The 24,804-nt window shown below is 32.4% G+C and carries 15 protein-coding genes; 10 read left to right on the top strand and 5 right to left on the bottom strand.

Annotation, left to right across the window (positions count from 1 at the left end; translation table 11 throughout):
- The first annotated feature begins 34 nt into the window (after positions 1–34).
- The 7 genes from rplJ to ACHZDT_RS15090 all read left to right on the top strand — a co-directional run bounded on the left by rplJ (position 35) and on the right by ACHZDT_RS15090 (position 13,971).
- On the top strand, positions 35–541 hold the full coding sequence (rplJ, locus tag ACHZDT_RS15120) for a 50S ribosomal protein L10 (protein ID WP_394775454.1): 507 nt from the start codon (positions 35–37) through the stop codon (positions 539–541).
- Between the two features lie 91 nt (positions 542–632).
- Positions 633–1,004 (top strand): 50S ribosomal protein L7/L12, encoded by a 372-nt coding sequence (gene rplL, locus ACHZDT_RS15115; protein ID WP_007807437.1) that lies wholly within the window; start codon positions 633–635, stop codon positions 1,002–1,004.
- Positions 1,005–1,265: 261 nt separating this feature from the next.
- Positions 1,266–5,078, top strand: a complete 3,813-nt coding sequence (gene rpoB, locus ACHZDT_RS15110; RefSeq protein WP_394775453.1) for a DNA-directed RNA polymerase subunit beta — start codon at positions 1,266–1,268, stop codon at positions 5,076–5,078.
- A gap of 317 nt (positions 5,079–5,395) precedes the next feature.
- Positions 5,396–9,706 (top strand): DNA-directed RNA polymerase subunit beta', encoded by a 4,311-nt coding sequence (gene rpoC, locus ACHZDT_RS15105; protein ID WP_394775452.1) that lies wholly within the window; start codon positions 5,396–5,398, stop codon positions 9,704–9,706.
- A gap of 10 nt (positions 9,707–9,716) precedes the next feature.
- A complete protein-coding gene (locus ACHZDT_RS15100) occupies positions 9,717–10,028 on the top strand; it encodes a DUF3467 domain-containing protein (RefSeq protein ID WP_072959407.1) in 312 nt (103 codons plus the stop codon).
- A gap of 638 nt (positions 10,029–10,666) precedes the next feature.
- On the top strand, positions 10,667–12,202 hold the full coding sequence (lnt, locus tag ACHZDT_RS15095) for an apolipoprotein N-acyltransferase (protein WP_394775451.1): 1,536 nt from the start codon (positions 10,667–10,669) through the stop codon (positions 12,200–12,202).
- A gap of 38 nt (positions 12,203–12,240) precedes the next feature.
- The gene (locus ACHZDT_RS15090; protein ID WP_394775450.1) at positions 12,241–13,971 is read left to right on the top strand and encodes a LamG-like jellyroll fold domain-containing protein; all 1,731 of its coding nucleotides are present in this window, start codon (positions 12,241–12,243) and stop codon (positions 13,969–13,971) included.
- Positions 13,972–14,123: 152 nt separating this feature from the next.
- Here the strand turns inward: ACHZDT_RS15090 and ACHZDT_RS15085 are convergent, their stop codons facing one another.
- Positions 14,124–15,713: a peptide chain release factor 3 gene (locus ACHZDT_RS15085; protein WP_394775449.1), complete on the bottom strand. Its 1,590-nt coding sequence runs from the start codon at positions 15,711–15,713 to the stop codon at positions 14,124–14,126.
- A 155-nt stretch (positions 15,714–15,868) separates the two neighbouring features.
- Entirely contained in the window at positions 15,869–17,311 is a 1,443-nt protein-coding gene (locus ACHZDT_RS15080; protein WP_394775448.1) for an alpha-amylase, read from the bottom strand.
- 537 nt (positions 17,312–17,848) lie between these two features.
- On the opposite strand from ACHZDT_RS15080, the gene ACHZDT_RS15075 reads away from it, so the two are divergent.
- Together ACHZDT_RS15075 and ACHZDT_RS15070 are read left to right on the top strand one after the other, a co-directional pair.
- Positions 17,849–19,279 carry a peptidylprolyl isomerase gene (locus ACHZDT_RS15075; protein ID WP_394775447.1) on the top strand — a complete coding sequence of 477 codons (1,431 nt, stop codon included), beginning with the start codon at positions 17,849–17,851 and terminating at the stop codon, positions 19,277–19,279.
- 78 nt (positions 19,280–19,357) lie between these two features.
- The gene (locus tag ACHZDT_RS15070; protein WP_394775446.1) at positions 19,358–20,311 is read left to right on the top strand and encodes an AAA family ATPase; all 954 of its coding nucleotides are present in this window, start codon (positions 19,358–19,360) and stop codon (positions 20,309–20,311) included.
- A gap of 51 nt (positions 20,312–20,362) precedes the next feature.
- Here the strand turns inward: ACHZDT_RS15070 and xrtN are convergent, their stop codons facing one another.
- Genes xrtN through ACHZDT_RS15055 form a run of 3 tightly spaced genes read right to left on the bottom strand, consistent with a single transcriptional unit; the run spans position 20,363 to position 24,101 of the window.
- Entirely contained in the window at positions 20,363–21,604 is a 1,242-nt protein-coding gene (gene xrtN, locus ACHZDT_RS15065) for an exosortase N (RefSeq protein ID WP_394775445.1), read from the bottom strand.
- Positions 21,604–23,676 carry an XrtN system VIT domain-containing protein gene (locus ACHZDT_RS15060; protein ID WP_394775444.1) on the bottom strand — a complete coding sequence of 691 codons (2,073 nt, stop codon included), beginning with the start codon at positions 23,674–23,676 and terminating at the stop codon, positions 21,604–21,606. Before ACHZDT_RS15060 ends, xrtN begins: the two co-directional genes overlap by 1 nt.
- A complete protein-coding gene (locus ACHZDT_RS15055) occupies positions 23,673–24,101 on the bottom strand; it encodes a hypothetical protein (protein WP_394775443.1) in 429 nt (142 codons plus the stop codon). Before ACHZDT_RS15055 ends, ACHZDT_RS15060 begins: the two co-directional genes overlap by 4 nt.
- Positions 24,102–24,529: 428 nt before the next feature.
- On the opposite strand from ACHZDT_RS15055, the gene ACHZDT_RS15050 reads away from it, so the two are divergent.
- Entirely contained in the window at positions 24,530–24,745 is a 216-nt protein-coding gene (locus ACHZDT_RS15050; protein WP_394775442.1) for a hypothetical protein, read from the top strand.
- The last annotated feature ends 59 nt before the right edge of the window (positions 24,746–24,804 follow it).

Here is a 24,804-nt window from a genome sequence, read left to right as displayed (position 1 = left end):
AAAGCAGTATAATTGGTAGTTAATAATTTTTAGTATGACTAGAGAAGAAAAATCAATCGCGATTGAAGATTTAACTGCACAGTTAGCTGGTACAAATATTATTTATGTATCTGATATTTCTGGATTAAACGCAGAAACAACTTCAAACTTGAGAAGAGCTTGTTATAAAGCAGGTATTAAATTAGAGGTTGTAAAAAATACTTTGCTTGCAAAAGCAATGGAAGCTTCTGCTAATGACTATGGTGATTTACCTTCAGTATTGACTGGTAATAGTGCTATATTTATTTCAGATGTTGCAAATGCACCTGGAAAAATAATTAAAGATTTCAGAAAAAAATCGGCTAAACCTTTATTAAAAGGAGCTTATATTAACTCTGAAATTTATATTGGCGATGATCAATTAGATGCATTAGCAACTATTAAATCTAAAGAAGAACTTCTTGGAGAACTTATTGGATTATTGCAATCACCAGCACAAAGAGTTATCTCTGCTTTACAAAACCAATTCGCAAAAAGCGAAGAGGCTGAGACTGAAGCATAATAACAAATGCATGGAATTTTATTTCCTTGCTGCTTAAATAGCGCACAATAAATAAATTATATTTTACAAATCATTTTAAACGATAGAAAAAATGGCAGATTTGAAACAATTCGCAGAACAATTAGTTAACTTAACAGTTAAAGAAGTTAACGAATTAGCAACAATATTAAAAGACGAGTATGGTATCGAGCCTGCTGCTGCAGCTGTTGTAGTTGCTGCTGGTGGTGGAGAAGGTGCTGCTGAAGAAGCACAAACTGAATTTACAGTTGTATTAAAAGAAGCTGGTGCTTCTAAATTAGCAGTTGTAAAATTAGTTAAAGAACTTACAGGTTTAGGTCTTAAAGAAGCTAAAGATGTAGTTGACGGTGCTCCAAGTAACGTTAAAGAAGGTGTTTCTAAAGAAGAGGCTGAAGGTCTTAAAAAATCATTAGAAGAAGCTGGAGCTGTAGTTGAACTTAAATAAGTTTACTCAGTTTTAAGAACTAGGTTTAGGTCTTGAGTTAATGCTCATGACCTAAACCATTTTTCGTATAATAAAATATATCAAGTTTTATTATCAAATAGTTTAAAATACGAAAAAGTTTTTGATCAATACGAAGAAAAAAAATTGACCAATTTTATACGGTTATTTTTAAAGATGTATTGATTATAAAAAGAAGGTATAAATTAGACAATGTGTTTTTACACAAAAACTACTTTTTTTTAATCAAAATTTTGTCCATTGATGATAACAAATCAGACTGAAAGATTGAATTTTGCCTCTACAAAAAATATTCCTGACTATCCGGATTTCTTGGATGTTCAGGTTAAATCTTTTAAAGATTTTTTTCAATTAGAAACTAAATCTGACGAAAGAGGCAACGAAGGGTTGTACAACACCTTCATGGAAAACTTTCCAATTACAGATACAAGAAATAACTTTGTATTGGAGTTCCTAGATTATTTTGTTGATCCACCACGTTATACAATTCAAGAATGTATAGAGAGAGGTCTTACTTATAGTGTGCCTTTAAAAGCCAGGTTAAAACTATACTGTACAGATCCAGAACACGAAGATTTTGAAACTATTGTACAGGATGTTTATCTTGGAACAATACCTTATATGACTCCAAGCGGTACTTTTGTTATCAATGGTGCTGAGCGTGTGGTAGTATCTCAACTACACCGTTCTCCTGGGGTTTTCTTTGGACAATCATTCCACGCAAATGGAACAAAACTTTATTCTGCCAGAGTAATTCCTTTTAAAGGTTCCTGGATAGAATTTTCTACAGATATCAACAGCGTAATGTATGCTTATATTGATAGAAAGAAAAAATTACCGGTAACAACTTTATTCCGTGCAATTGGATTTGAAAGAGACAAGGATATCCTTGAGATTTTTGACCTTGCTGAGGAAATTAAAGTTTCTAAAACTGGTATTAAAAAATATATTGGAAGAAGACTTGCTGCACGTGTATTAAACACTTGGCACGAGGATTTCGTTGATGAAGATACTGGTGAAGTAGTTTCTATCGAACGTAACGAAATCATCCTTGATAGAGATACTATTATCGACAAAGATAATGTTGAAGAAATCATCGATTCAAACGTTAAATCTATTTTGTTACACAAAGAAGATAATAACCAGGCAGATTATGGTATTATCCACAACACGTTACAAAAAGATCCAACAAACTCTGAAAAAGAAGCTGTAGAGCACATTTACCGTCAGTTGCGTAACGCTGAACCGCCTGATGAAGAAACTGCTCGTGGTATTATAGATAAATTGTTCTTCTCTGATCAACGTTATAACTTAGGTGAAGTTGGTCGTTATAGAATGAACAAAAAACTTGGTTTAGATATCCCAATGGAAAAGCAGGTGCTTACCAAAGAAGATATCATTACCATTGTAAAATATTTGATTGAATTAATTAACTCTAAAGCAGAGATTGATGATATTGATCACTTATCAAACCGCCGTGTTAGAACAGTTGGTGAACAATTGTCTCAACAATTCGGTGTTGGTTTAGCACGTATGGCGAGAACTATTCGTGAGAGAATGAACGTTAGAGATAACGAGGTGTTTACACCAATTGATTTGATTAATGCTAAAACATTATCTTCAGTTATCAACTCTTTCTTCGGTACGAACCAGTTATCTCAATTTATGGATCAAACGAATCCATTAGCTGAGATTACACACAAAAGAAGATTATCTGCACTTGGACCTGGTGGACTTTCGAGAGAGAGAGCTGGTTTCGAGGTTCGTGACGTTCACTATACACACTATGGTCGTTTATGTCCGATTGAAACTCCAGAGGGACCAAACATTGGTTTGATTTCATCTCTTGGTGTTTATGCAAAAGTTAACGGAATGGGTTTCATCGAAACTCCTTACCGTAAAGTTACAGATGGTGTAGTTGATTTAGTAAGTACGCCTATCTATTTAAGTGCTGAAGAAGAAGAAGGAAAAATGATTGCTCAGGCAAACATTGAGATGGATGCTTCTGGTAAAATTACAGCTAGCAATGTTATTGCTCGTGAGGAAGGTGACTTTCCTGTTGTTGAGCCTTCTGCAGTACATTATACAGACGTTGCGCCTAACCAGATTGCTTCAATTTCGGCTTCATTGATTCCTTTCTTGGAACATGATGATGCGAATAGAGCCTTGATGGGATCTAACATGATGCGTCAGGCGGTTCCTTTGATCCGTCCGGAAGCACCAATTGTTGGTACAGGTTTAGAGCGTCAAGTAGCTTCAGATTCAAGAGTATTGATTAATGCTGAGGGAGATGGAACTGTAGAATATGTTGATGCTAATATCATTACTATCAAATACGACCGTACTGAAGAAGAAAGAATGGTTAGTTTTGATGCTGATGAAAAAACATACAACTTAATTAAATTTAGAAAAACCAATCAAGGAACAAGTATCAACTTGAAACCAATCGTAAGAAAAGGTGACAGAGTTAGTCTTGGTCAGGTATTATCAGAAGGATATGCTACTCAAAATGGTGAATTAGCTTTAGGTAGAAACTTAAAAGTTGCGTTCATGCCATGGAAAGGGTATAACTTTGAGGATGCGATTGTAATTTCTGAAAAAGTAGTTCGTGATGATATTTTTACTTCTATCCACGTTGATGATTATTCATTAGAGGTTAGAGATACTAAGTTAGGAAATGAAGAGTTAACAAACGATATTCCTAACGTTTCTGAAGAAGCTACTAAAGATTTAGATGAAAACGGTATGATCAGAATTGGAGCAGAGGTTAAACCTGGCGACATTTTGATCGGAAAAATTACACCAAAAGGGGAATCAGATCCTACTCCGGAAGAGAAATTGCTTCGTGCAATCTTTGGGGATAAAGCAGGAGATGTAAAAGATGCTTCATTAAAAGCTTCTCCATCTTTACACGGTGTAGTTCTTGATAAAAAATTATTTGCAAGAGCCGTAAAAGATAAACGTAAACGTACTCAGGATAAAGATGCTTTAGGCGCTTTAGAAATGGAATTTGAAACTAAATTTGTTGAATTAAAAGACAGATTGGTTGAAAAATTATTCCTGATCGTGAACGGAAAAACATCTCAAGGTGTAATGAATGATTTGGGTGAAGAAGTTTTACCAAAAGGTAAAAAATATACTCAAAAAATGCTTTACGCAGTAGAAGATTTTGCTCACTTAAGCAAAGGTCAATGGGTTGCTGATGATGCTACAAATAAAATGGTGAATGATTTAATTCATAACTATAAAATTAAGCTGAACGACTTACAAGGATCTTTAAGAAGAGAAAAATTCACTATTACAGTTGGAGATGAATTACCATCTGGAATCTTGAAATTAGCGAAAATTTATATCGCTAAAAAACGTAAGTTGAAAGTAGGGGATAAAATGGCAGGACGTCACGGTAACAAAGGTATTGTTGCAAGAATCGTTCGTCATGAAGATATGCCTTTCCTTGAAGACGGAACACCGGTTGATATCGTATTGAATCCACTTGGGGTACCTTCACGTATGAACATTGGTCAAATTTATGAAACTGTTCTTGGATGGGCTGGACAAAATTTAGGTAGAAAATTTGCTACTCCAATTTTTGATGGTGCTTCTTTAGATCAAATTAATGAATTAACTGATGAAGCTGGAGTACCACGTTTCGGACATACCTATCTTTATGATGGTGGTACTGGAGAGCGTTTCCATCAAGCTGCAACTGTGGGTGTAATTTACATGCTTAAATTAGGACACATGGTTGATGATAAGATGCACGCACGTTCTATCGGACCATACTCGTTGATTACTCAACAACCACTTGGAGGTAAAGCTCAATTTGGAGGTCAGCGTTTTGGAGAGATGGAGGTTTGGGCACTTGAAGCTTATGGAGCATCAAGTACACTTCGTGAAATCTTGACAGTTAAGTCGGATGACGTTATTGGTAGAGCTAAAACTTACGAAGCTATCGTTAAGGGTGAGTCTATGCCAGAACCAGGATTACCTGAATCATTCAATGTATTAATGCATGAATTAAAAGGTCTTGGACTTGACATTCGTTTAGAAGAATAAATAAAGTTTTCAGTTACAGTCTCAGTATTCAGTTCAACACTGAAAGCTGAGACTGAAGCTGTTTATTAAAATAAAAGTTTTTAGGATTTATACCCGTAACCCGTTCCGATTTTTTATTTAAACCTTAAAGTTTTTATAATTAGCGCTTCAAATTTAGTTTGAAGTTTAGAGAAGTAATCCGAGGTATTGTTAAAGTCATAAAGTCAAATGTCTTAAAGTTTTAAAGTCCTGAAAATGGCTTTTGACTTTCGACTTTCAAACTTTCGACTAAAACGAGAATCAATTTTTTAATTGCAGATAAATCAATAGTAAAAACTATGATGAATAATAGAAATAATAATAAAGATAAGAATCCTATAAAAAGATTTAACAAAATTTCGATAGGATTAGCTTCACCTGAATCTATTTTAAAAGAATCAAGAGGAGAGGTTTTGAAACCGGAAACTATTAACTACAGAACTCACAAACCAGAACGTGATGGACTTTTTTGCGAAAGAATCTTCGGACCTGTTAAGGATTTTGAATGTGCTTGTGGTAAATATAAAAGAATTCGTTACAAAGGTATCATCTGTGACCGTTGTGGTGTTGAAGTTACAGAGAAAAAAGTACGTCGTGACAGAGTAGGACACATCAACCTTGTTGTGCCAATTGCTCACATCTGGTATTTCCGTTCTCTTCCAAATAAAATTGGTTATATCCTTGGTCTTCCATCTAAGAAATTAGATATGATAATTTACTATGAAAGATATGTAGTAATTCAAGCTGGTATCGCTAAAAATGCAGAAGGAGAATCTTTACAAAGATTAGACTTTTTAACTGAAGAAGAATATTTGAATATTTTAGATACTCTTCCACAGGAAAACCAATATTTAGATGATTTTGATCCTAATAAATTTGTTGCCAAAATGGGAGCAGAATGTATTATGGATTTATTAGCGCGTATTGACTTAGATGAGTTGTCTTACCAATTAAGACACAGTGCTAATAACGAAACATCTAAACAACGTAAAACTGAAGCTTTAAAAAGATTACAAGTTGTTGAGTCATTCCGTGAGTCTAACTTAAACCGTGAAAATCGTCCTGAGTGGATGATTATGAAAGTGGTTCCAGTTATTCCACCAGAATTACGTCCGCTTGTGCCGCTTGATGGAGGTCGTTTTGCAACTTCAGATTTAAATGATTTATACCGTCGTGTAATCATCCGTAACAATCGTTTAAAAAGATTAATGGAGATTAAAGCTCCAGAAGTTATTTTAAGAAACGAAAAACGTATGTTACAGGAATCTGTAGATTCATTATTTGATAACACTCGTAAAGCTTCTGCTGTTAAAACAGAATCTAACAGACCATTAAAATCATTATCAGATTCCTTAAAAGGTAAGCAAGGACGTTTCCGTCAAAACTTACTTGGAAAACGTGTGGATTATTCTGCCCGTTCGGTAATTGTTGTTGGACCTGAATTAAAATTATTCGAATGTGGATTGCCAAAAGATATGGCATCTGAATTATACAAACCTTTCGTTATCCGTAAATTGATTGAAAGAGGTATTGTAAAAACTGTAAAATCTGCTAAGAAAATTATAGACAAAAAAGAGCCAGTAGTTTGGGATATCCTTGAAAATGTAATTAAAGGACATCCAGTATTACTTAACCGTGCTCCTACGTTACACAGACTTGGTATTCAAGCTTTCCAACCAAAATTAATTGAAGGAAAAGCAATCCAGTTACACCCATTAGTATGTACGGCTTTTAATGCCGATTTTGATGGGGATCAAATGGCGGTTCACTTACCATTAGGACCAGAGGCTATTTTAGAGGCACAATTATTAATGTTAGCTTCTCACAATATCCTTAACCCTGCAAATGGTGCGCCAATTACTGTACCTTCTCAGGATATGGTCTTGGGTCTATATTATATGACCAAAGAACGTATCTCAACACCAGAACATGTAATTTTAGGTCAAGACTTAATTTTCTATTCTGCCGAAGAAGTAAATATTGCATTAAACGAAGGAAGATTAGAATTGAATGCTCGTGTAAAAATTAGAGCAAAAGATTTTAATGAGGCTGGAGAATTAGTGTATAAAATTATTCAAACAACTGCGGGACGTGTATTATTTAATGAAGTAGTACCTGAAGCAGCCGGATATATCAATGATGTATTGACTAAGAAAAACCTTAGAGATATAATTGGACACATTTTAAGTGTGACTAACGTACCTACTACAGCAGCTTTCTTGGACAATATGAAAGATATGGGGTATAAATTTGCATTTAGAGGAGGTTTATCATTCTCTTTAGGTGATATTAGAATTCCAGAACAAAAAACACAATTAATTGCAGATGCCAGAGAGCAAGTTGAAGGTATTTCTGTGAATTATAATATGGGTCTTATTACAAATAACGAGCGTTACAACCAAGTTATTGACGTATGGACTTCAGCAAATGCTCAGTTAACAGAATTAGCAATGAAAAATATTAGAGAAGACCAACAAGGTTTCAACTCTGTGTATATGATGCTTGATTCTGGAGCGAGGGGTTCTAAGGAACAGATTCGTCAGTTAACTGGTATGCGTGGTTTGATGGCTAAGCCTAAAAAATCTACTGCTGGTGGTGGTGAGATTATTGAAAACCCAATTCTTTCTAACTTTAAGGAGGGACTTTCGATCCTTGAGTACTTTATTTCTACTCACGGTGCTCGTAAAGGACTTGCGGATACGGCCCTTAAAACTGCCGATGCCGGATACTTGACAAGAAGGCTTCATGACGTTTCACAAGATGTTATTGTTAACATTGAAGATTGTGGTACTCTTAGAGGTGTTGAAGTTTCTGCTTTGAAGAAAAATGAGGAAATTGTTGAATCTTTAGGAGAAAGAATTTTAGGACGTGTTGCATTGCAAGACGTTATTAATCCTCTTACTAATGAAGTATTAGTTCAATCAGGTCACCAAATTACTGAAGCAATCATGAGAGTTATTGAAGCTTCTCCGATTGAAAGAGTAGAAGTTAGATCGCCATTAACTTGTGAGGCTTTAAAAGGTATTTGTGCTAAATGTTACGGTAGAAACTTAGCTACCGGAAAAATGACACAAAGAGGTGAAGCTGTAGGAGTTATTGCAGCTCAATCTATTGGAGAACCAGGTACACAGTTAACACTTCGTACGTTCCACGTTGGAGGGGTTGCCGGTGGTATCTCTGAAGAATCTAGTATTGTTACAAGATTCAACGGTAGACTTGAAATAGAAGATTTGAAAACTGTAAAAGGTGAGGATAGTGAAGGTAATGGAGTAGATATCGTAGTATCACGTTCAACTGAATTAAAATTAGTTGACGAGAAAACCGGAATTGTCTTAAATACACACAATATTCCTTATGGATCTAGTATCTTTGTTAAAGATGGCGAAATAGTTACTAAAGGATCTACAATTTGTAAATGGGATCCATATAATGGTGTAATTGTTTCTGAATTTACTGGTAAGATTGCTTACGAGGATTTAGAGCAAGGACAATCATTCTTGGTTGAAATTGATGAGCAAACAGGATTCCAGGAAAAAGTAATTGCTGAAGCAAGAAATAAAAAATTAATCCCAACTTTATTGGTTTACGGTAAAGAAGGTGAATTGATTCGTTCGTATAACTTACCAGTAGGAGCCCACCTTATGGTTGAGAATGGAGAGAAAATTAAAGCAGGTAAAGTATTGGTTAAAATTCCACGTCGTTCTTCTAAAGCAGGAGATATTACAGGAGGTTTACCTAGAATTACTGAGTTGCTTGAGGCTCGTAACCCTTCAAACCCAGCGGTTGTTTCTGAAATTGATGGTGTTGTTTCTTTTGGAAAAATCAAAAGAGGTAACCGTGAAATTGTTATCGAATCTAAATTTGGAGAGATTAAAAAGTATTTAGTTAAACTTTCTAGCCAGATCTTAGTACAGGAAAATGACTTCGTAAGAGCAGGAATACCATTGTCTGATGGAGCAATTACACCAGATGATATTTTAAGAATTCAAGGCCCGGCTGCTGTTCAACAGTATTTGGTAAATGAAATTCAAGAGGTATACCGTTTACAAGGGGTAAAAATTAATGACAAGCACTTTGAGGTAGTTATTCGTCAAATGATGCGTAAAGTAAGAGTTCAAGATCCGGGAGATACATTATTCCTAGAAGATCAATTAATTCACACTAAAGATTTTATCGTTCAAAATGATAAATTATATGGTATGAAAGTAGTTGAAGACGCTGGAGATTCTGCGGTATTGAAACCAGGTCAGATTATTTCTCCTCGTGATTTACGTGATGAAAATTCATTACTTAAACGTAATGATAAAAATCTAGTTGTAGCCAGAGATGTAATTACAGCAACTGCAACGCCAGTTCTACAAGGTATTACAAGAGCGTCGCTACAAACTAAATCATTCATCTCTGCTGCTTCATTCCAGGAAACAACAAAAGTACTTAACGAAGCTGCAGTAGCTGGTAAAGTAGATCATCTGGAAGGATTAAAAGAAAATGTAATTGTTGGACACAGAATTCCTGCGGGAACTGGTATGAGAGAATACGATAATACAATCGTAGGATCGAAAGACGATTACAATGAAATGATGGCTAATAAAGAAGAATATATCTATTAATTAGGAAACTATGAGTAATCCGAAACAACAACAGGAGCAAATTAATATTGAGTTAGACGAAACTATTGCAGAAGGAATTTATTCCAATCTTGCGATTATCAACCACTCATCATCAGAGTTTGTTTTAGATTTTGTGAGTATTATGCCAGGTATTCCTAAAGCCAAGGTAAAGTCAAGAATTGTCTTGACACCACAACATGCTAAAAGATTATTAAAAGCAATTGGAGAAAACATTCATCGTTTTGAAGCCGCTCATGGCGAAATCAAAGAGACTGAACAAGCACCAATACCGCTTAATTTTGGTCCGGCAGGACAAGCATAAAAATAAGAAAGCCCCATTTATAATGGGGCTTTTTTTATTTAACAGAAACAAGTAATTGCAATTCATCTGATTTAATTTACTTTTGTCGATTAAATTTCTTGTTATCAATCTATTATTCTAAATTAGTTTCTCCTAATAAATAGGATTAATTTTTGGAATATAATAACTTGTTAAGGTTGGTTTAATTCAAATTAAAAAAAAGCGCTAATGTATCATTAGCGCTTTTTTTATGCTTTTACAAATCTTAGATCTTGTATGCAGGTTCTACTGCTTCAATTATGATTTAATTAAAAAAATATTTTGCTGAATCTGATTATTGCCTAAAGAATTTTTTCTTTGTAAAGCTTATTTTACATCTTCAAATTTTGCGTTCTTTTTTGCAAAATTTATTTTAATTATTTTATAATAATAAAAATGTGATTTTTTATTTATTTATTTTCATAAGTGATTGTTAATTAATGAAGTGAGTTTTTTATTAGGAAAAGCAACGATCTTGTATTGTCTTTTTACTACTACAAAAGAGATTCTCTATTATTTGGATTTAAAACTAGGCCTAACGTTTTCGAATGTTAAAATATTATATTTACTTGCTTGTATGTGTTAAAGTTAACGTTCGTTTTGCGTTTAAATCATTAAAAATGGGAAAAACCTTAAAAATTTCAATTGTGTTGTTGTTTTCTGGACTGGCACTAAGTTTTGCCAATACTCATCTTTCGATTTTAATAGTATGCCTGAGCATCGTTCCTTTATTTGTTTTACTAAATGAAAGTTCAAAAAGGCGATCAGCTTCTATGGGCTTTTTGTTCGGTCTTGGAATTGGATTGGGTCTGTTCTTTTGGATGATTAAAGGAATTAATCATTATACAGGAAACGGGTTTCTTTATGGAATTTTTGTTTATCTTATTAGTAGTGTTTTTTTAGGATTTTATTTCGCCTTAGTTTCCTTTATTACGAGGGGGATTTATATAAAAAATATAAAATCAAGTAGGTTATTATTTTTAAATAAATTGTGTGTAGCAGCAGCTTGGACAGTTTTGGAATCATGTTTGGCATTTGCTTTGGAATCTTTTCCGCTGCATTATTTTAGAATTGGTTTTCCTTTTGTTACAAATGTTTATTTTGTTCAACTATCAAGTATTGGCGGATTAGCTTTATTAAGTTTTTTGACTGTCTTAATAAACCTTTTCTTAGCGGAATTTTACATACAAAAAAAGAAACTTTATCTCATATACAGTTTATCCATTTTAACCTTAATGTTTGTAATAGGAAGTATTTGTTATTATAGTTACTCACCTGTACTTGCAGGAAAATCTTTTAAAGTTGCTATAGTTTCAGACAATACGAATCCGGAAACAAAATGGAATAGTGAGAATGGAAATGCTTTTGCCAATAAATATTTTCAGTTATGTAAAGACGCTACGGATCTTCAACCTGATTTTATTATTTGGCCAGAGACTGCATTACCTTGGACTTATACTCCTGATGACGATTTGCTAAAAGAAATTATAAGGATAAGCAATACCCAAAATATTACTCACGTTATTGGCATTAATAATGAAAGCAAAGTAGATAAGGCATTATACAATTCCGTTTTTTATATTGATAAACGCAATAAAGTAAATGGAATTTACAGTAAACAAATTCTATTAAAAGGAATAGAAGAGCCTTTAGGAAAAATTTTAGTTCCTTTTTTGAGTCAGGAAGGTTTTGTTTTATCAAGAGGTAAGAATCAAAAGCCAATTCAAACGCATTTTGGAAAAGCCGGGAATTTAATTTGCAACGAAGTTGTTTCTGAAAATTGTGGATTAGAACAAGTGAAAAATGGCGCTAATTTTTTGTTTAATTTCAGTAATGATGGTTGGTTTAAAGATAATTACATTTCAGATCTTCATTTTTATTATGCACGATTACAAGCGGTAGAAAATCGTAAAGATATAGCCGTTGCTAATAATTGCGGTATTAATGCCATTATAAGTAGTAGCGGTTCAATTATTTCTGAAAAAAAAGATACAAGTAGTACATTGGTTTTTGGATCTATCCAACCTAATAACAATTTATCATTATTTACGAAATTTCCATTCTTGTTTAATATACTTCTTATCCTATTTATATTATTTTATCTAACATATTTAAAACCTAAAACTATAAGAACAGATACAAATGAAAAATTTTAAGAACAAATAATTAATTTAACAATTTATAAATTTATAATATGAATAAAACTTTACTCTTTACATTATTGCTTGCCAACTTCTTTTTTGCTAATGCAAGTACGAGAATTTCAGCTTATCGTTGGCGAAATAATAATGGTACCGAAACTACAGCTACCTGGAAAGCGCCACTTAACACTTCTGTAGAAATCAATAACTTTGATGCTTTAAGAATTAGAATAGCTGCAGAAGAGTATTCTACTGGAAATAGTGGTAGTGGAGTGGCTGTAAACCTTAATTCGAAGATTCAATTTTCAGATAATAACGGAAATAGTTGGCAGAGCATTACAATTCAGAATTCTCCATTTATTTTCGAAGTTAGTCCAGATGTAGCTCATGAAACCGCTACTACCCAGCAAATAGTAACAGGGAATCCAGGCTCATTTGTTCCTGGATTATTTTTAAGTGCAGATTCAAATAGAATTATATCTTTACCTGTTAGTCAGGGTAAATTTACTGAACAAGAATTTAGCTTAAAGCCTACTGCTTTTATTAAAATAGGCATAACCTATACTTTTAGAATTGATGGTGTCCCTGACGCATTAAATATTCCTAAACTTATAAGTACTGTGGGTATTGCATGTACAACTCCTGAAGCCTCAGTAGGGTCGCCTCAAAAATTAAATATCAATACAAAAGTTTCTGATCTGGTAGCAACAGGAACTGATATAAAATGGTACGCTGATGCTGTTGGTGGTAGTCCATTAGATGTTACAACTCCTTTATCAACCGGATTGTATTATGTTTCTCAAACTGTATCTTGTGAAAGCTTACGTACTGAGGTAGAGGTAAATGTTGTTGATCTTAATGGTACTTCCTTAGAGTTTCAGGGTGGTTATGTAGAACTTCCTAATAACATGCCTGCGACTTATACGAAAGAAGCCTGGATAAAAATAAATGATTTTTCACCTGTAAATAATATTATTTCAGGTGGTAGTAATGTTGGCGAACATGCAATTTATGTACCTGGTGGTGTATTGGCTTCTGGACATAATGGAAATTATAATGCAGTAGAAGACAGTGAACAATTAAATGCAGGTACTTGGTATCACGTTGCTGTAACTTATGATTTAGCCACGACTACAATGATATTATATAAAAATGGTGTTGCTATTGATGAAAATAATAATGTACCTGCCTTTACAGGAAGTCTGGTAATGATTGGAGCATTTGATCCGGGACAAAATTTATTTAATGGTGCAATAGATGAAGTTCGTATTTGGAATAAAGTTTTGACTCAGGCTGAAATCCAGAATAATATGAATTGCGAATTATCCGGTGCCCAACCTGGACTGATAAATTATTATAAATTTAATCAAGGAGTTGAAGGAACAGACAATTCAGCAGTTGATACATTGACAGATTCAAGTGGAAATGGAAATGATGGTGCATTAGTAAATTTTGATTTATCAGCGAGCAGTTCTAACTGGATAACTGGTTCAATTATTCAAACAGGAAATACTTGTACTACTCTTAGTGTGGGCGACCATAATCAAGAATTCGCTTCAAGTTTAAAAGTGTATCCAAATCCATCCAGCAGTGCATTTTTTATCAATAGTGATACTAATGGAACAGCTGTAATATTTGATATATTAGGAAAAACGATCCAAACACAAAAAGTAAATTCAGGAACGACTGCATTAAATTTAGGAAGTATTCCAAATGGAATTTATCTATTAAAGATAACGAATGAAAACAATCAGTCAAAAACTGTCAAATTAGTTAAAAATTAAGTTTAATTATTTTGAATTTTAAAAAATAAAGGAAATTTAAAAACAGCAAAGAGAATGATTTAAAAATCAATTTCTTTGCTGTTTTTTTATAGCCAAAATCTATTCTAAACAAAAATGCCAACTTAAAGCTGGCATTTTTTTATTAAAATATTTTAATCAAACTCCGAAGTAAAAAACAACTTCACGGTTGGATATTTACTTTGTGTCATTTGAATTGTGAAGTCAGAATCTGCTAAGAAAACCAGTTGACCGTATTTATCATGAGCTAGGAATTTTTGTTTGATTCGTCTAAATTCTTTGAATTGCTCATTTTTTGCGTCATCAGGCTTTACCCAACAAGCTTTATGAACAGGGAAGTTTTCATAGGTACATTTTGCACCATATTCATGCTCTAAACGATATTGAATAACTTCATATTGAAGTGCTCCAACAGTTCCGATGATTTTACGGTTATTCATTTCTAAAGTAAATAACTGTGCTACACCTTCATCCATTAACTGGTCGATTCCTTTGTCCAATTGTTTGGCTTTCATAGGATCAGCATTGTTAATATATCTAAAATGTTCCGGAGAGAAACTTGGAATTCCTTTGAAACTCATTATTTCTCCTTCGGTTAAAGTATCACCAATTTTGAAATTTCCAGTATCATGCAAACCAACGATATCACCGGGATACGAAATGTCAACAATTTCTTTTTTCTCAGCAAAAAAAGCATTCGGACTTGAGAATTTTAAATTCTTTTTTTGACGAACGTGGTAATAAGGTTTGTTTCTTTCAAAAGTTCCGGAAACAATTTTTATAAATGCTAAACGATCTCGGTGTTTTGGATCCATATTAGCGTGGATTTTAAATACAAAACCACTCATTTTTTCTTCAGTAGGATCTACTAAACGAGTTTCAGAATCTTTAGCTCTTGGAGATGGTGCAATGCTCACGAAACAATCTAACAATTCACGAACTCCAAAATTATTTAAAGCAGAACCAAAAAATACCGGTTGTAATTTTCCATCTAAATAATCCTGACGATCAAATTTAGGATAAACCTCATCAATTAATTCTAATTCTTCACGTAATCTGTCAGCTGGTTTTTGACCAATTATTTTTTCTAATTCAGGACTTTTAACGTCTGAAAAAGCGATAGTTTCTTCAATGTTCTTACGGCTGTCTCCACTAAAAAGATTGATGTTTTGTTCCCAAAGATTATAAATTCCCTGAAAGTCATAACCCATTCCAATAGGGAAACTCAAAGGCGTAACCGTTAATCCAAGTTTTTGTTCCACTTCATCCATTAAGTCAAAAGCATCCTTTCCTTCACGGTCTAATTTATTGATGAAAACAATCATCGGAATGTTTCTCATTCTACAAACCGCCACTAATTTTTCAGTTTGTTCCTCAACACCTTTTGCAACGTCAATAACAACAATCACACTATCAACAGCAGTTAAAGTTCTAAAAGTATCTTCGGCAAAATCCTTGTGACCGGGTGTGTCAAGGATATTGATTTTTTTATCCTTATAATTAAAAGCAAGTACAGATGTTGAAACCGAAATACCTCTTTGGCGTTCGATTTCCATGAAATCACTCGTTGCTCCTTTTTTAATTTTATTGTTTTTTACAGCCCCAGCTTCCTGAATAGCCCCTCCAAACAACAATAATTTTTCGGTTAAAGTTGTTTTACCGGCATCAGGATGCGATATAATTCCAAATGTTCTTCTGCGTTGTATTTCTTTTAAAAAGCTCATATTTCGTATAAATAGGTTGCAAAAGTACTATTAATTACGGCTTAATAAAAATATTCACTTCTTAAATTAGGAACTCTTTTGATTTATTAAATTTAAACTATAATCTAAAAAAAGGCTGTTTTATGAGAACAGCCTTAGAATTATAAATTTTGAAATTATTGGTTAATAGACCAAACAGTATATCCTTTAGGCGGACATTGAATTTTTACCCATTTATCTCCTTGCGTGGTTGGAACCCAGGTTGAGTTTCCTGTAAAATCCTTAATTTGAGTATTTGCCCAATTAGTCTCCACCCATCTTTCCTGCCATGAAGTTGAATTATTAATATAAACCACTAATCCCGGATTTCCATTATATCCATTTCTTCGGGCTACATATTCATCATTATCTGAATATAATATAGAAGTTGTTCCGGTAGCTTTATTATTATGAATCCAAATCAAATTATTTAATTTGTTTTTATCCAGCCATTCTTCATAATCTCTATAAAATATTGTTGGATATCCTTCATGAGTTAAAATATAAGAATAGGCCAATAATTTATTTGAGATTTCATCCGTATCATGATTGGTCACAAAAGTCACCGCTTTATATGGATTTCTCTTCCACATCATGTCATCATTTAATAATGAAAGATTATTACCATCAAAAGCATCATTCATTTTATAATAACAAGCAAAATCAAATACAGAACTATTGGCATTATTTGCCCACCATTCAAGCGTATTTACGTTAGCATCCCAATATTCCCCAACCGAAAATCCACCTACATTTGCATTCCATGAGTTTATAACCCACGGAGCAAAACCTTTTACATAGTCAAATCTCCAGCCATCAAATTTCATTGTGTTTTTATAATATTTACCAACTCCGTCAGCTCTTAGCCACAACCAATTTTGTACATTAGGAGCTTGATGGCACAAATCCGGAAATCCACCAAAAGCGCCTTCATCATTATTGCCGTAACTGTTTTTATAGAAGTCATTATAAGTACGCGGGAATTTTCCTGAAGCTATTCCCGTAAAATTAGTCCATGTACTTGTTCCTGTAAACGGATTCGCTTCTGATTGTCCGCCGCTATTATGATTAATTACAATGTCAGCGTACACTTTCAGGTTTTGTGTATGTGCATTTGTAATCAAACTGACTAATTCAGTTTTTGAACCAAATCGGGTTTCTATAGAACCATTTTGATTATAATCTCCAAAATCAAAATAATCTGTTGGATCATATCCCATAGAAAGCGCCCCGTTTTGAGCTTTAGAAGCAGGAGGAAGCCATATAGATCCTATTCCTGCATTTGACCACGCAGTAACTTTACCGCTTACAGTATTCCACCAATTTCCTCCGGCAGGAACATCCCAATAAAAGGCTTGCATCATAACGCCACCGCCCGGATTGTCAACATATTTGCCTGTTGTTGATGAGTTGGAAATCCCTGTACTAAAAGGTTTTCCGTCGTGATGCGTAACATTAATAATTTTAAATTCTTGACTTTCAGCTTTTGAATCTACTTCGTTTGTTTCATTTTGCGAGCATGAACAAATAAATGACGTCATTGCTGCGAGCAGAAAAATCTTAACAATAGGTTTTTTCATAATAGATTTGGTTAAGGTTAGATAATAAAGTTTGTAATTTGATATTTATTTGAAATAAAAAAGAACTATTCGTAATTTAAACGCCAATAAATTATCAATTATTTATCGAAAGTAGGATTTTTTTTAATTGATACGTTTTTATAAGAAAATATTTATTCTACGAAAACGTTGTAGTATTGATAACTTTTTTATTTAATGGTAAGTGGGAGAATTGAAATTGAATTAAAAAAGTTATAAATTCTTATTTATAAAAGCTTTTTCGGCTAGAATATGATATGTTTTATTGATATAAATCTCTTATAATTCAATTGCTTTCAATAAATTTAACTGCGTTCCATATAATTTTTTGTTAATAGTATAGACGATAGTTGTATTATGTAATTGAATTGTTATTTTTGTTCGTTATAAGTTAAAAAGAACTAGATCTTAATTATTTAGTATTTTCCATTAAATAAATTGAAAATGCATTTTAAAATGATTGTAGTTTAAAACGAAATTCTAAAGCAAGATCTTTACATTCAAATTAAATTTAAAATAATGTTATTAAAAAAATTACAGTTAAAAACAATTGATTACAAGTTAATGTTGACAATGTGTTTTTTATTTTTTTTCACCTCAATTATCTCAGCTCAGGAAATTATTAAAGATACTGTAGTTAAAAAAACAGTTGAAGTTCCTTCAGGGCAAAAGCAAAAAATTGATGGTATTATTGCTAATGTTGGAGATTATATTATTTTAGATTCTGATATTGATAAAGGATATTTAGAAATTACAGCAAGCGGCGGTTCTACAAAAGATATTACAAGATGCCAGATGCTTGGTAAACTTTTAGAAGACAAACTTTATGCGCACCAGGCAATTCAGGATAGTATTGTTGTAAGTGATGCTGAAGTAAGAAGTATGATGGACGACAGATTGAATTATATGATTCAGCAAGTTGGAGACATCAATAAAGTTGTTGCTTATTATAAAAAGAATTCAGTAGAAGAGTTTAAAACTTATTTTGCAGATATCTTAAAAGAGCAAAGATTAGCATCAGAAATGACTAAGAAAATTGTTGATGCTGTAGAAATTACGCCGGAAGAAGTTCGTAATTTCTTTAAAAAAATACCAAAAGACGAATTACCAACTTTTGGAGCTGAAATGGAAGTTGCACAAATTGTTGTAGAACCTAAAGTTTCTGCAGAAGATGAACAAAAGGTAAAAGATAGATTAAATGCTATTAGAAAAGATGTTCTTGAAGGATCTAGTTTTGCAACAAAAGCAGTTTTGTATTCTCAGGATCCGGGATCTTCGCCAAACGGAGGGTTTTATAAAATGACAAGAAAAACTCCTTTTGTAAAAGAGTTTAAAGACGTTGCTTTTAGTTTAGGAGAAGGCGAAGTTTCAGAACCTTTTAAAACTACTTTTGGATACCATATTATTATAGTCGAAAAAATAAAAGGTCAGGAAGTAGAATTACGTCATATATTAATCGCGCCTACGGTTTCTGAAACTGCATTGAAAGATGCTAAAGAAAGAATTACTAATATTAGAAATAAAATAGTAAACAAAGAAATAACTTTTGCAGAAGCTGCAAGAACAGAATCTGATGAAAAAGAAACCAGAGCAAACGGAGGAACTTTAGTAAATCCGAATACTCAGGATACGCGTTTTGAGTTGACTAAAATGGACCCAACATTATACAGCCAGGTATCAAACCTTGCAGATAATGAAGTTTCTCAGCCTACTTTAAATACAGATGATAAAGGTAAAAAGACGTATAAGTTAATTACGATCACCAATAGAATTGATGCACATACAGCTGATTATGCTAAAGATTATACAAAAATTAAAGAACTGGCATTAAAAGAAAAACAGATCAGTACAATTGCAAAATGGTTTGATACAAAAATAAAAGATACTTACATTAAAATTATTGGAGAGTATAGAGATTGTAATTTTGTGTACAACTGGCTGAAAAAATAATTTTTATTAAATAAATAAAAAGAGTTAGCTTTATGAATTCATAAAGCTAACTCTTTTCAATTTTAAAAACATATCTAAATGTCTGACGTAGCAGCAATTCATAATTTAGTTCAAAAAAGAAATGAATTAAAAACCGAAATAGCAAAAATCATTGTAGGCCAGGATGAAGTTGTAGATCAAATTTTACTTTGTATATTTTCTGGCGGGCACGCACTTTTAATAGGAGTTCCCGGTTTGGCAAAAACATTAATGATAAATACTCTTGCACTTGCATTAGGTTTAGATTTTAAAAGAATTCAGTTTACGCCGGATTTAATGCCATCGGATATTTTAGGAAGTGAAATTTTAGATGAAAACAGACAATTTAAATTCATCAAAGGACCAATTTTTTCTAATATTATTTTAGCTGATGAAATCAACAGAACTCCGCCTAAAACGCAGGCAGCTTTACTTGAAGCAATGCAGGAACGTTCAGTTACGATTGCAGGACAAAATTATAAATTAGATTTACCTTATTTTGTATTAGCAACCCAGAATCCAATTGAGCAGGAAGGAACTTATCCGTTACCGGAAGCGCAATTAGACCGTTTTATGTTTGCTATTAAACTTGAATATCCATCTTTTGAAGAAGAAGTTCAGGTTGTAAAACGTACAACATCAGATGTTAAAACAACCATTAATCCGTTGTTTACGGCGCAGGAAATTATAGATTTCCAACATTTGATTCGCAGAATCCCTGTGGCTGATAATGTTATTGAATATGCAGTAACTTTAGTAAGTAAAACACGTCCGGATAATGCGTTATCTAATGAATTTGTGAAAAATTATTTAGATTGGGGAGCTGGACCAAGAGCCTCTCAGAATTTAATTTTAGCAGCGAAAGCTCATGCTGCTTTCAATGGTAAATTCTCACCGGATATTGAAGATGTTAAAGCTGTTGCAACCGGAATTTTACGCCACAGAATTATTAAAAATTATAAAGCAGATGCTGAAGGAATCACAGAAGAGATTATTATTCAGAAATTGATGTAAAAAAAATATATAAATTGAGAAAGCCTGATAATAGTATTTATCAGGCTTTTTTTATGTCAATTTTGTTTTGCTTGTTTCGTTGATAAGTCGGGCAGACTTATTGTAAAAGAGTTTTATCAAAAGAACTTCTACTAGCGAAGTGTATTTTTTATTGTCACACTCATACCACCAATACGAAAAATATTGGACGCCATTTTTCTCCATTAGTACGAAAGATATTTTTTCATTATTTCGAATAATAATTTTTGATTCAATAATTTTATAGCCAGTCCCAGTCCAGCAAATCAAAGGATTATGCGTCGGAGTTTTAATATATACAAGTTTATTTGGTGTTGCAATTTTAAAAACTTCGGTATTGACCCAGATTCCTTGCTGGATATTATATGAAGAATCAAGATTTTCAAGTAAGTTGTGCCGTTGTTCTTTTTTAATTTCTAAACTTGTCACTAATACTATTGCAAATCCTGTTATAACGGAAACAATGGCAAATTTTGAAGAATTCACGTTTATGATTTCTTCTTTTTTTGGTTTGAAAAAACGAATTAAATACAAGATTGGGAGTATCTGATAAAACACGAAACAAAGTAAACCAATGGAATAATGTAAAGTGTTTTCTTGGGTACAATCAAATAATATTAAAATTATAATTCGGAAATAATTCGAAATAATATTCAATAGGATTATCAAAAAGCAGAATAAGAAAATTTGTTTGATATTAAAATATTTTTGTTGTTTTCGTTCTTCTAATGTCAATAAAAATGCGCCAACAAGCAATCCTGTTTTAAACATGGATAATCCCATACAAGCGGTATCAATGGTTATTTTTGCATTATTGATATAAAATTTCACTCCCTCAATTTTAGTAATCGGAATGAAATTTTTTAAACTTAAATACACGCCATAACAAAGTGTTTGCTTGATTTCGACCGTTAAATAGTTGAAAAAAGTATTAAAAATAGACGAGAATAATATAACGCAGATAAAAGCAATGAACGAAAATTTCCTTGTAAAACTATAATAAACAAAACAAACCAATATCGCTAAAGCTAAAAAATGTAGCGATTTAGTATGCAATTGAAAGCTGATATATTCTAAAAGTGCAACCATTCCTAAAAGCGGATAACTCATTTTAAGATTCGTTTTTCTGCCGCCAATAATAAATAATACAATTGAGAATATAATTCCGAAAAGATTACTATCTAATGCTGTTATTATAATAGGATAGTTTAGTACCAAAAGGCAAACTAAAACAAACGAAATCATTATTTTTTTATGCTGCGTCAACCTTTTCATTAAATAGTTTGTTTTTTGTTTTTTCTGTAATAAAAGAAAAGGATTGTTGATCCCACAATAATTAACAACCATTCATGCGGTTCCGGAACTGCGCCGTCATTATTGATAGAAGCATTTCCTAAAGTATCAACGTTTTTTTCGATTCCGTTCTTTTTGTAATCTTCATCTGTTTCAAGAACGATTAATGATGAAATTGGTGTTACAATATTGGCATCTTTTGCTAATTCAACATATTGATTTTGAACCAAAGAGTCATTTTGAATTTTAACTTGTTCTTCCAGGACTTTCCCAAAAGCGTACATTCTGTAAATATGATTCGGTCCATTATTTTTTAAAGTATTGTTTTGCTGACTTTCTACAATTGAGATATTTGCAGGTTCAATATTTACAGCATTCGTATCAGTTTTAAATAAAATAAACCGCTTCTGTTCAATCAATTTCAAGCTGTTTTTTAAACTCGTTTGAAAATAAGTTACATACTTTTGTTCCTTCGCAGTTTGCCAAAACGGATTTATATCTGAAGAAATATTAATTACTTTTAAGTTTCTCTGTTTCGTTTCGGTTTTAATGTTCTTTAAATATTCAGAATCCTCAAGTTCTTCAAAATTGGCAGAAAAAGTTCCGCATTTTGTAATAACTAAACTATTTTTAGCAATTTTATAAAGTGGTAATAACGAATAATGTAAATCTTCAAAATCCTGCTCAACGGCTCTAAAGTTTTCTTTATTGATTTCCTTCTTCTCACCATTTAAATAAACAAATAAGTTGTGTTTGTTTAAATCCACAAAAGATTCAATTTGTTTGATTGTCCAGCTGCTATTTAAATCTAAAATAATCTCTGAAGGCGTAAACGGAATAATTATTTTCTGAATGTTCTTAACTTCATAAACTTTATTTTTCCATGCAAATGAATTTGATGGTAAAGCTTTGGTTAAAGGCATACGAGCTTCCCAATCGTCTAAACCTTTTGATTGATTAATGTAGAAATTGTTTTTAAGCTCAAAATCTTTACTGGTTGTAATTTTTGTGTTTCCAACCGTCTGAATTCTTGAAATAGTTTCAGCATTTGAAATATTTGGACCTTTTATAGAAAGACTTTGGTATTTCATTTCATTGTCTTCGACTTTTAGCGGAGTTGTAAAACCACATTTAAATGTTCGTGGATTATTGCGATTTACAGGAAAAACTCTCACTACGACTTTGTTTCCTTCTTTCCATTGCATTAATGACGGATCACGGCTTTCAACTCCAACAATCTGATTGTATGCAGCTTTGGCTTTTTCTTTAGTAGTCAAAACACCTTTTCGCTCAATTCCGTTCACCCATAACGAAAGTGAAGTTGCGACAGAACCTTCCGGCAATTGAAAAGAATAAATAGCTTCCTGATCTCTCCATGAATCTTCGGTACACTCAATTTTCATTGAAATTTCGGTGTAAGCCAAACGCGCCTCCGGATATATTTTTACATCTTCTTTAATATTTTTGGTAATTAAATCTTCACCGCTCCATAATTGGTCTTCGGCTTCTAATCGTTTGTCAAAGTTTGACTTTAAAATATTGATTTTATCATCGTCATCTAAATTAAGATCCTGACAAAATAAATAAGCAATAGAAACAATTGGGTTGTGTATTTTTCTTTCATTGTATTGTTTACTGCCAAAAGAGTCAAAACCTCTTAATGCAAATATGTCGTGAAGCGGAATGTAAACAATATCTTTTTTTAGCAGAATTTCATTAAAAAAATTAGGTTTTAAACGCTGCGAAATCGCAATATAATTGGGTAGATTATCATTGTGATCAAATGATTGCATTTTAACGCTTTGAGCTATTTTTCTGCTTTCGATGCTTAAGCCAATTGTAAAAACAGTCAGACCAATTATTACAATCAAAAATCCTGCACCAAATGAAATGTAATTGATTCTGTTTCTGGTCAAATGTCTAATAATTGTAATGATATGAATGATAAGAACAAGCGCGGGAACTAAACCATAAAAACCTAATCCTAAAGCTAAAATTGCTATAAACGAAAATGGCATAAGTGGGAGTAAGTAAATCGTAAAATACAATATCACGGCAAATGACAAGCCATTAATAAGAAGGAAATGCTGGTTTCGCGATCTTCATCAGAATTTTGATAGATAAAAAAATTAGACAAACAAAAGGCAAGAGTTGCAAGATAAACCCATATTGGTAAATCATGAAAAAGGGGGATAAAAGTATTTAAACAAAAACACCCGATCAACCAGTTTGTAATTAAGAAAGGAGTTAGATGAATGTATTTTTCTTTTTTTCTCAGAATTACAAAAGAAAGTCCAAGACCATAAATAAATTCAAATATCAAACCCAATAATGCAATAAATATAAAATAGTCAAAATGTATCTTTTTGGAAACAAGAGTTCCAATTAGCAAGATACTACTAAAGATTGTTATAATTAAACTAAATACGACTCCCGGTTTTTGAATATAAGATTCTAAAAAATCTGATTTGTGTTGCATAACTGTAATTTGGTTAAAAGTACTTTGAATTGCAAAGTTATAAGAAATTTCGAATTACAACTTTTTTATTTCATTTATTTTCGAATGCGATAAAATGAGTTTGAAATGGAGAATTGGTTTTGTACATATGAAGTGAAATTTGATAAACTATAACGTTATAGAATCTAATTTAGAAAGGTTCTTAGTTAAAAACGAAGTAAAATCCGACTTCATTTATAACATCAAATTCCGACTTTGTTAAAGAAAAGATTTTAAAATATTAATAATTCATTTTTTTAATGCAAAATTGATATTTTGGCAAAAACAAGCAGTGAAAATCGTTTTTTAACAATAATAATTTTTGAAAAGGCGACTTCTATTATATTTTTTTTAATTGTCGGCTTTAATACGTAAATTTGCGTACAAAAAAAATAAAATACCTAATTGCTATGACTTTTGATATCAAAATGATTAAAAAAGTGTACGAAAATAAGACAATCCGTGTCGATAAAGCACACGATTTGATTCGTCGTTCACTCGCTTTAATAGAAAAAATTTTATACAATCACCTATGGCATTCAATGCCTTCTCAAATTCTTAACAGAGGTGTAAATTATGTTGAATTTGCTCCAGATCGTGTTGCATTTCAAATTGTAACAGCTTAGATATATTTAATTTAAGCAAACTGGTAAACAAAAAACGGCAGTAAATAAAAATTTCTTAT

Source organism: Flavobacterium sp. (genome assembly GCF_043722275.1).
Lineage (GTDB): Bacteria > Bacteroidota > Bacteroidia > Flavobacteriales > Flavobacteriaceae > Flavobacterium.
The sequence above is the reverse complement of the archived record's forward strand: the minus strand, read 5'-3'. Positions and strand labels throughout refer to the sequence as shown.

Coding starts and splice junctions, on each gene's coding strand:
- rplJ (WP_394775454.1), top strand. CDS start 35: ATGACTAGAGAAGAAAAATCAATCGCGATTGAAGATTTAACTGCACAG.
- rplL (WP_007807437.1), top strand. CDS start 633: ATGGCAGATTTGAAACAATTCGCAGAACAATTAGTTAACTTAACAGTT.
- rpoB (WP_394775453.1), top strand. CDS start 1,266: ATGATAACAAATCAGACTGAAAGATTGAATTTTGCCTCTACAAAAAAT.
- rpoC (WP_394775452.1), top strand. CDS start 5,396: ATGATGAATAATAGAAATAATAATAAAGATAAGAATCCTATAAAAAGA.
- ACHZDT_RS15100 (WP_072959407.1), top strand. CDS start 9,717: ATGAGTAATCCGAAACAACAACAGGAGCAAATTAATATTGAGTTAGAC.
- lnt (WP_394775451.1), top strand. CDS start 10,667: ATGGGAAAAACCTTAAAAATTTCAATTGTGTTGTTGTTTTCTGGACTG.
- ACHZDT_RS15090 (WP_394775450.1), top strand. CDS start 12,241: ATGAATAAAACTTTACTCTTTACATTATTGCTTGCCAACTTCTTTTTT.
- ACHZDT_RS15085 (WP_394775449.1), bottom strand. CDS start 15,713: ATGAGCTTTTTAAAAGAAATACAACGCAGAAGAACATTTGGAATTATA.
- ACHZDT_RS15080 (WP_394775448.1), bottom strand. CDS start 17,311: ATGAAAAAACCTATTGTTAAGATTTTTCTGCTCGCAGCAATGACGTCA.
- ACHZDT_RS15075 (WP_394775447.1), top strand. CDS start 17,849: ATGTTATTAAAAAAATTACAGTTAAAAACAATTGATTACAAGTTAATG.
- ACHZDT_RS15070 (WP_394775446.1), top strand. CDS start 19,358: ATGTCTGACGTAGCAGCAATTCATAATTTAGTTCAAAAAAGAAATGAA.
- xrtN (WP_394775445.1), bottom strand. CDS start 21,604: ATGAAAAGGTTGACGCAGCATAAAAAAATAATGATTTCGTTTGTTTTA.
- ACHZDT_RS15055 (WP_394775443.1), bottom strand. CDS start 24,101: ATGCAACACAAATCAGATTTTTTAGAATCTTATATTCAAAAACCGGGA.
- ACHZDT_RS15050 (WP_394775442.1), top strand. CDS start 24,530: ATGACTTTTGATATCAAAATGATTAAAAAAGTGTACGAAAATAAGACA.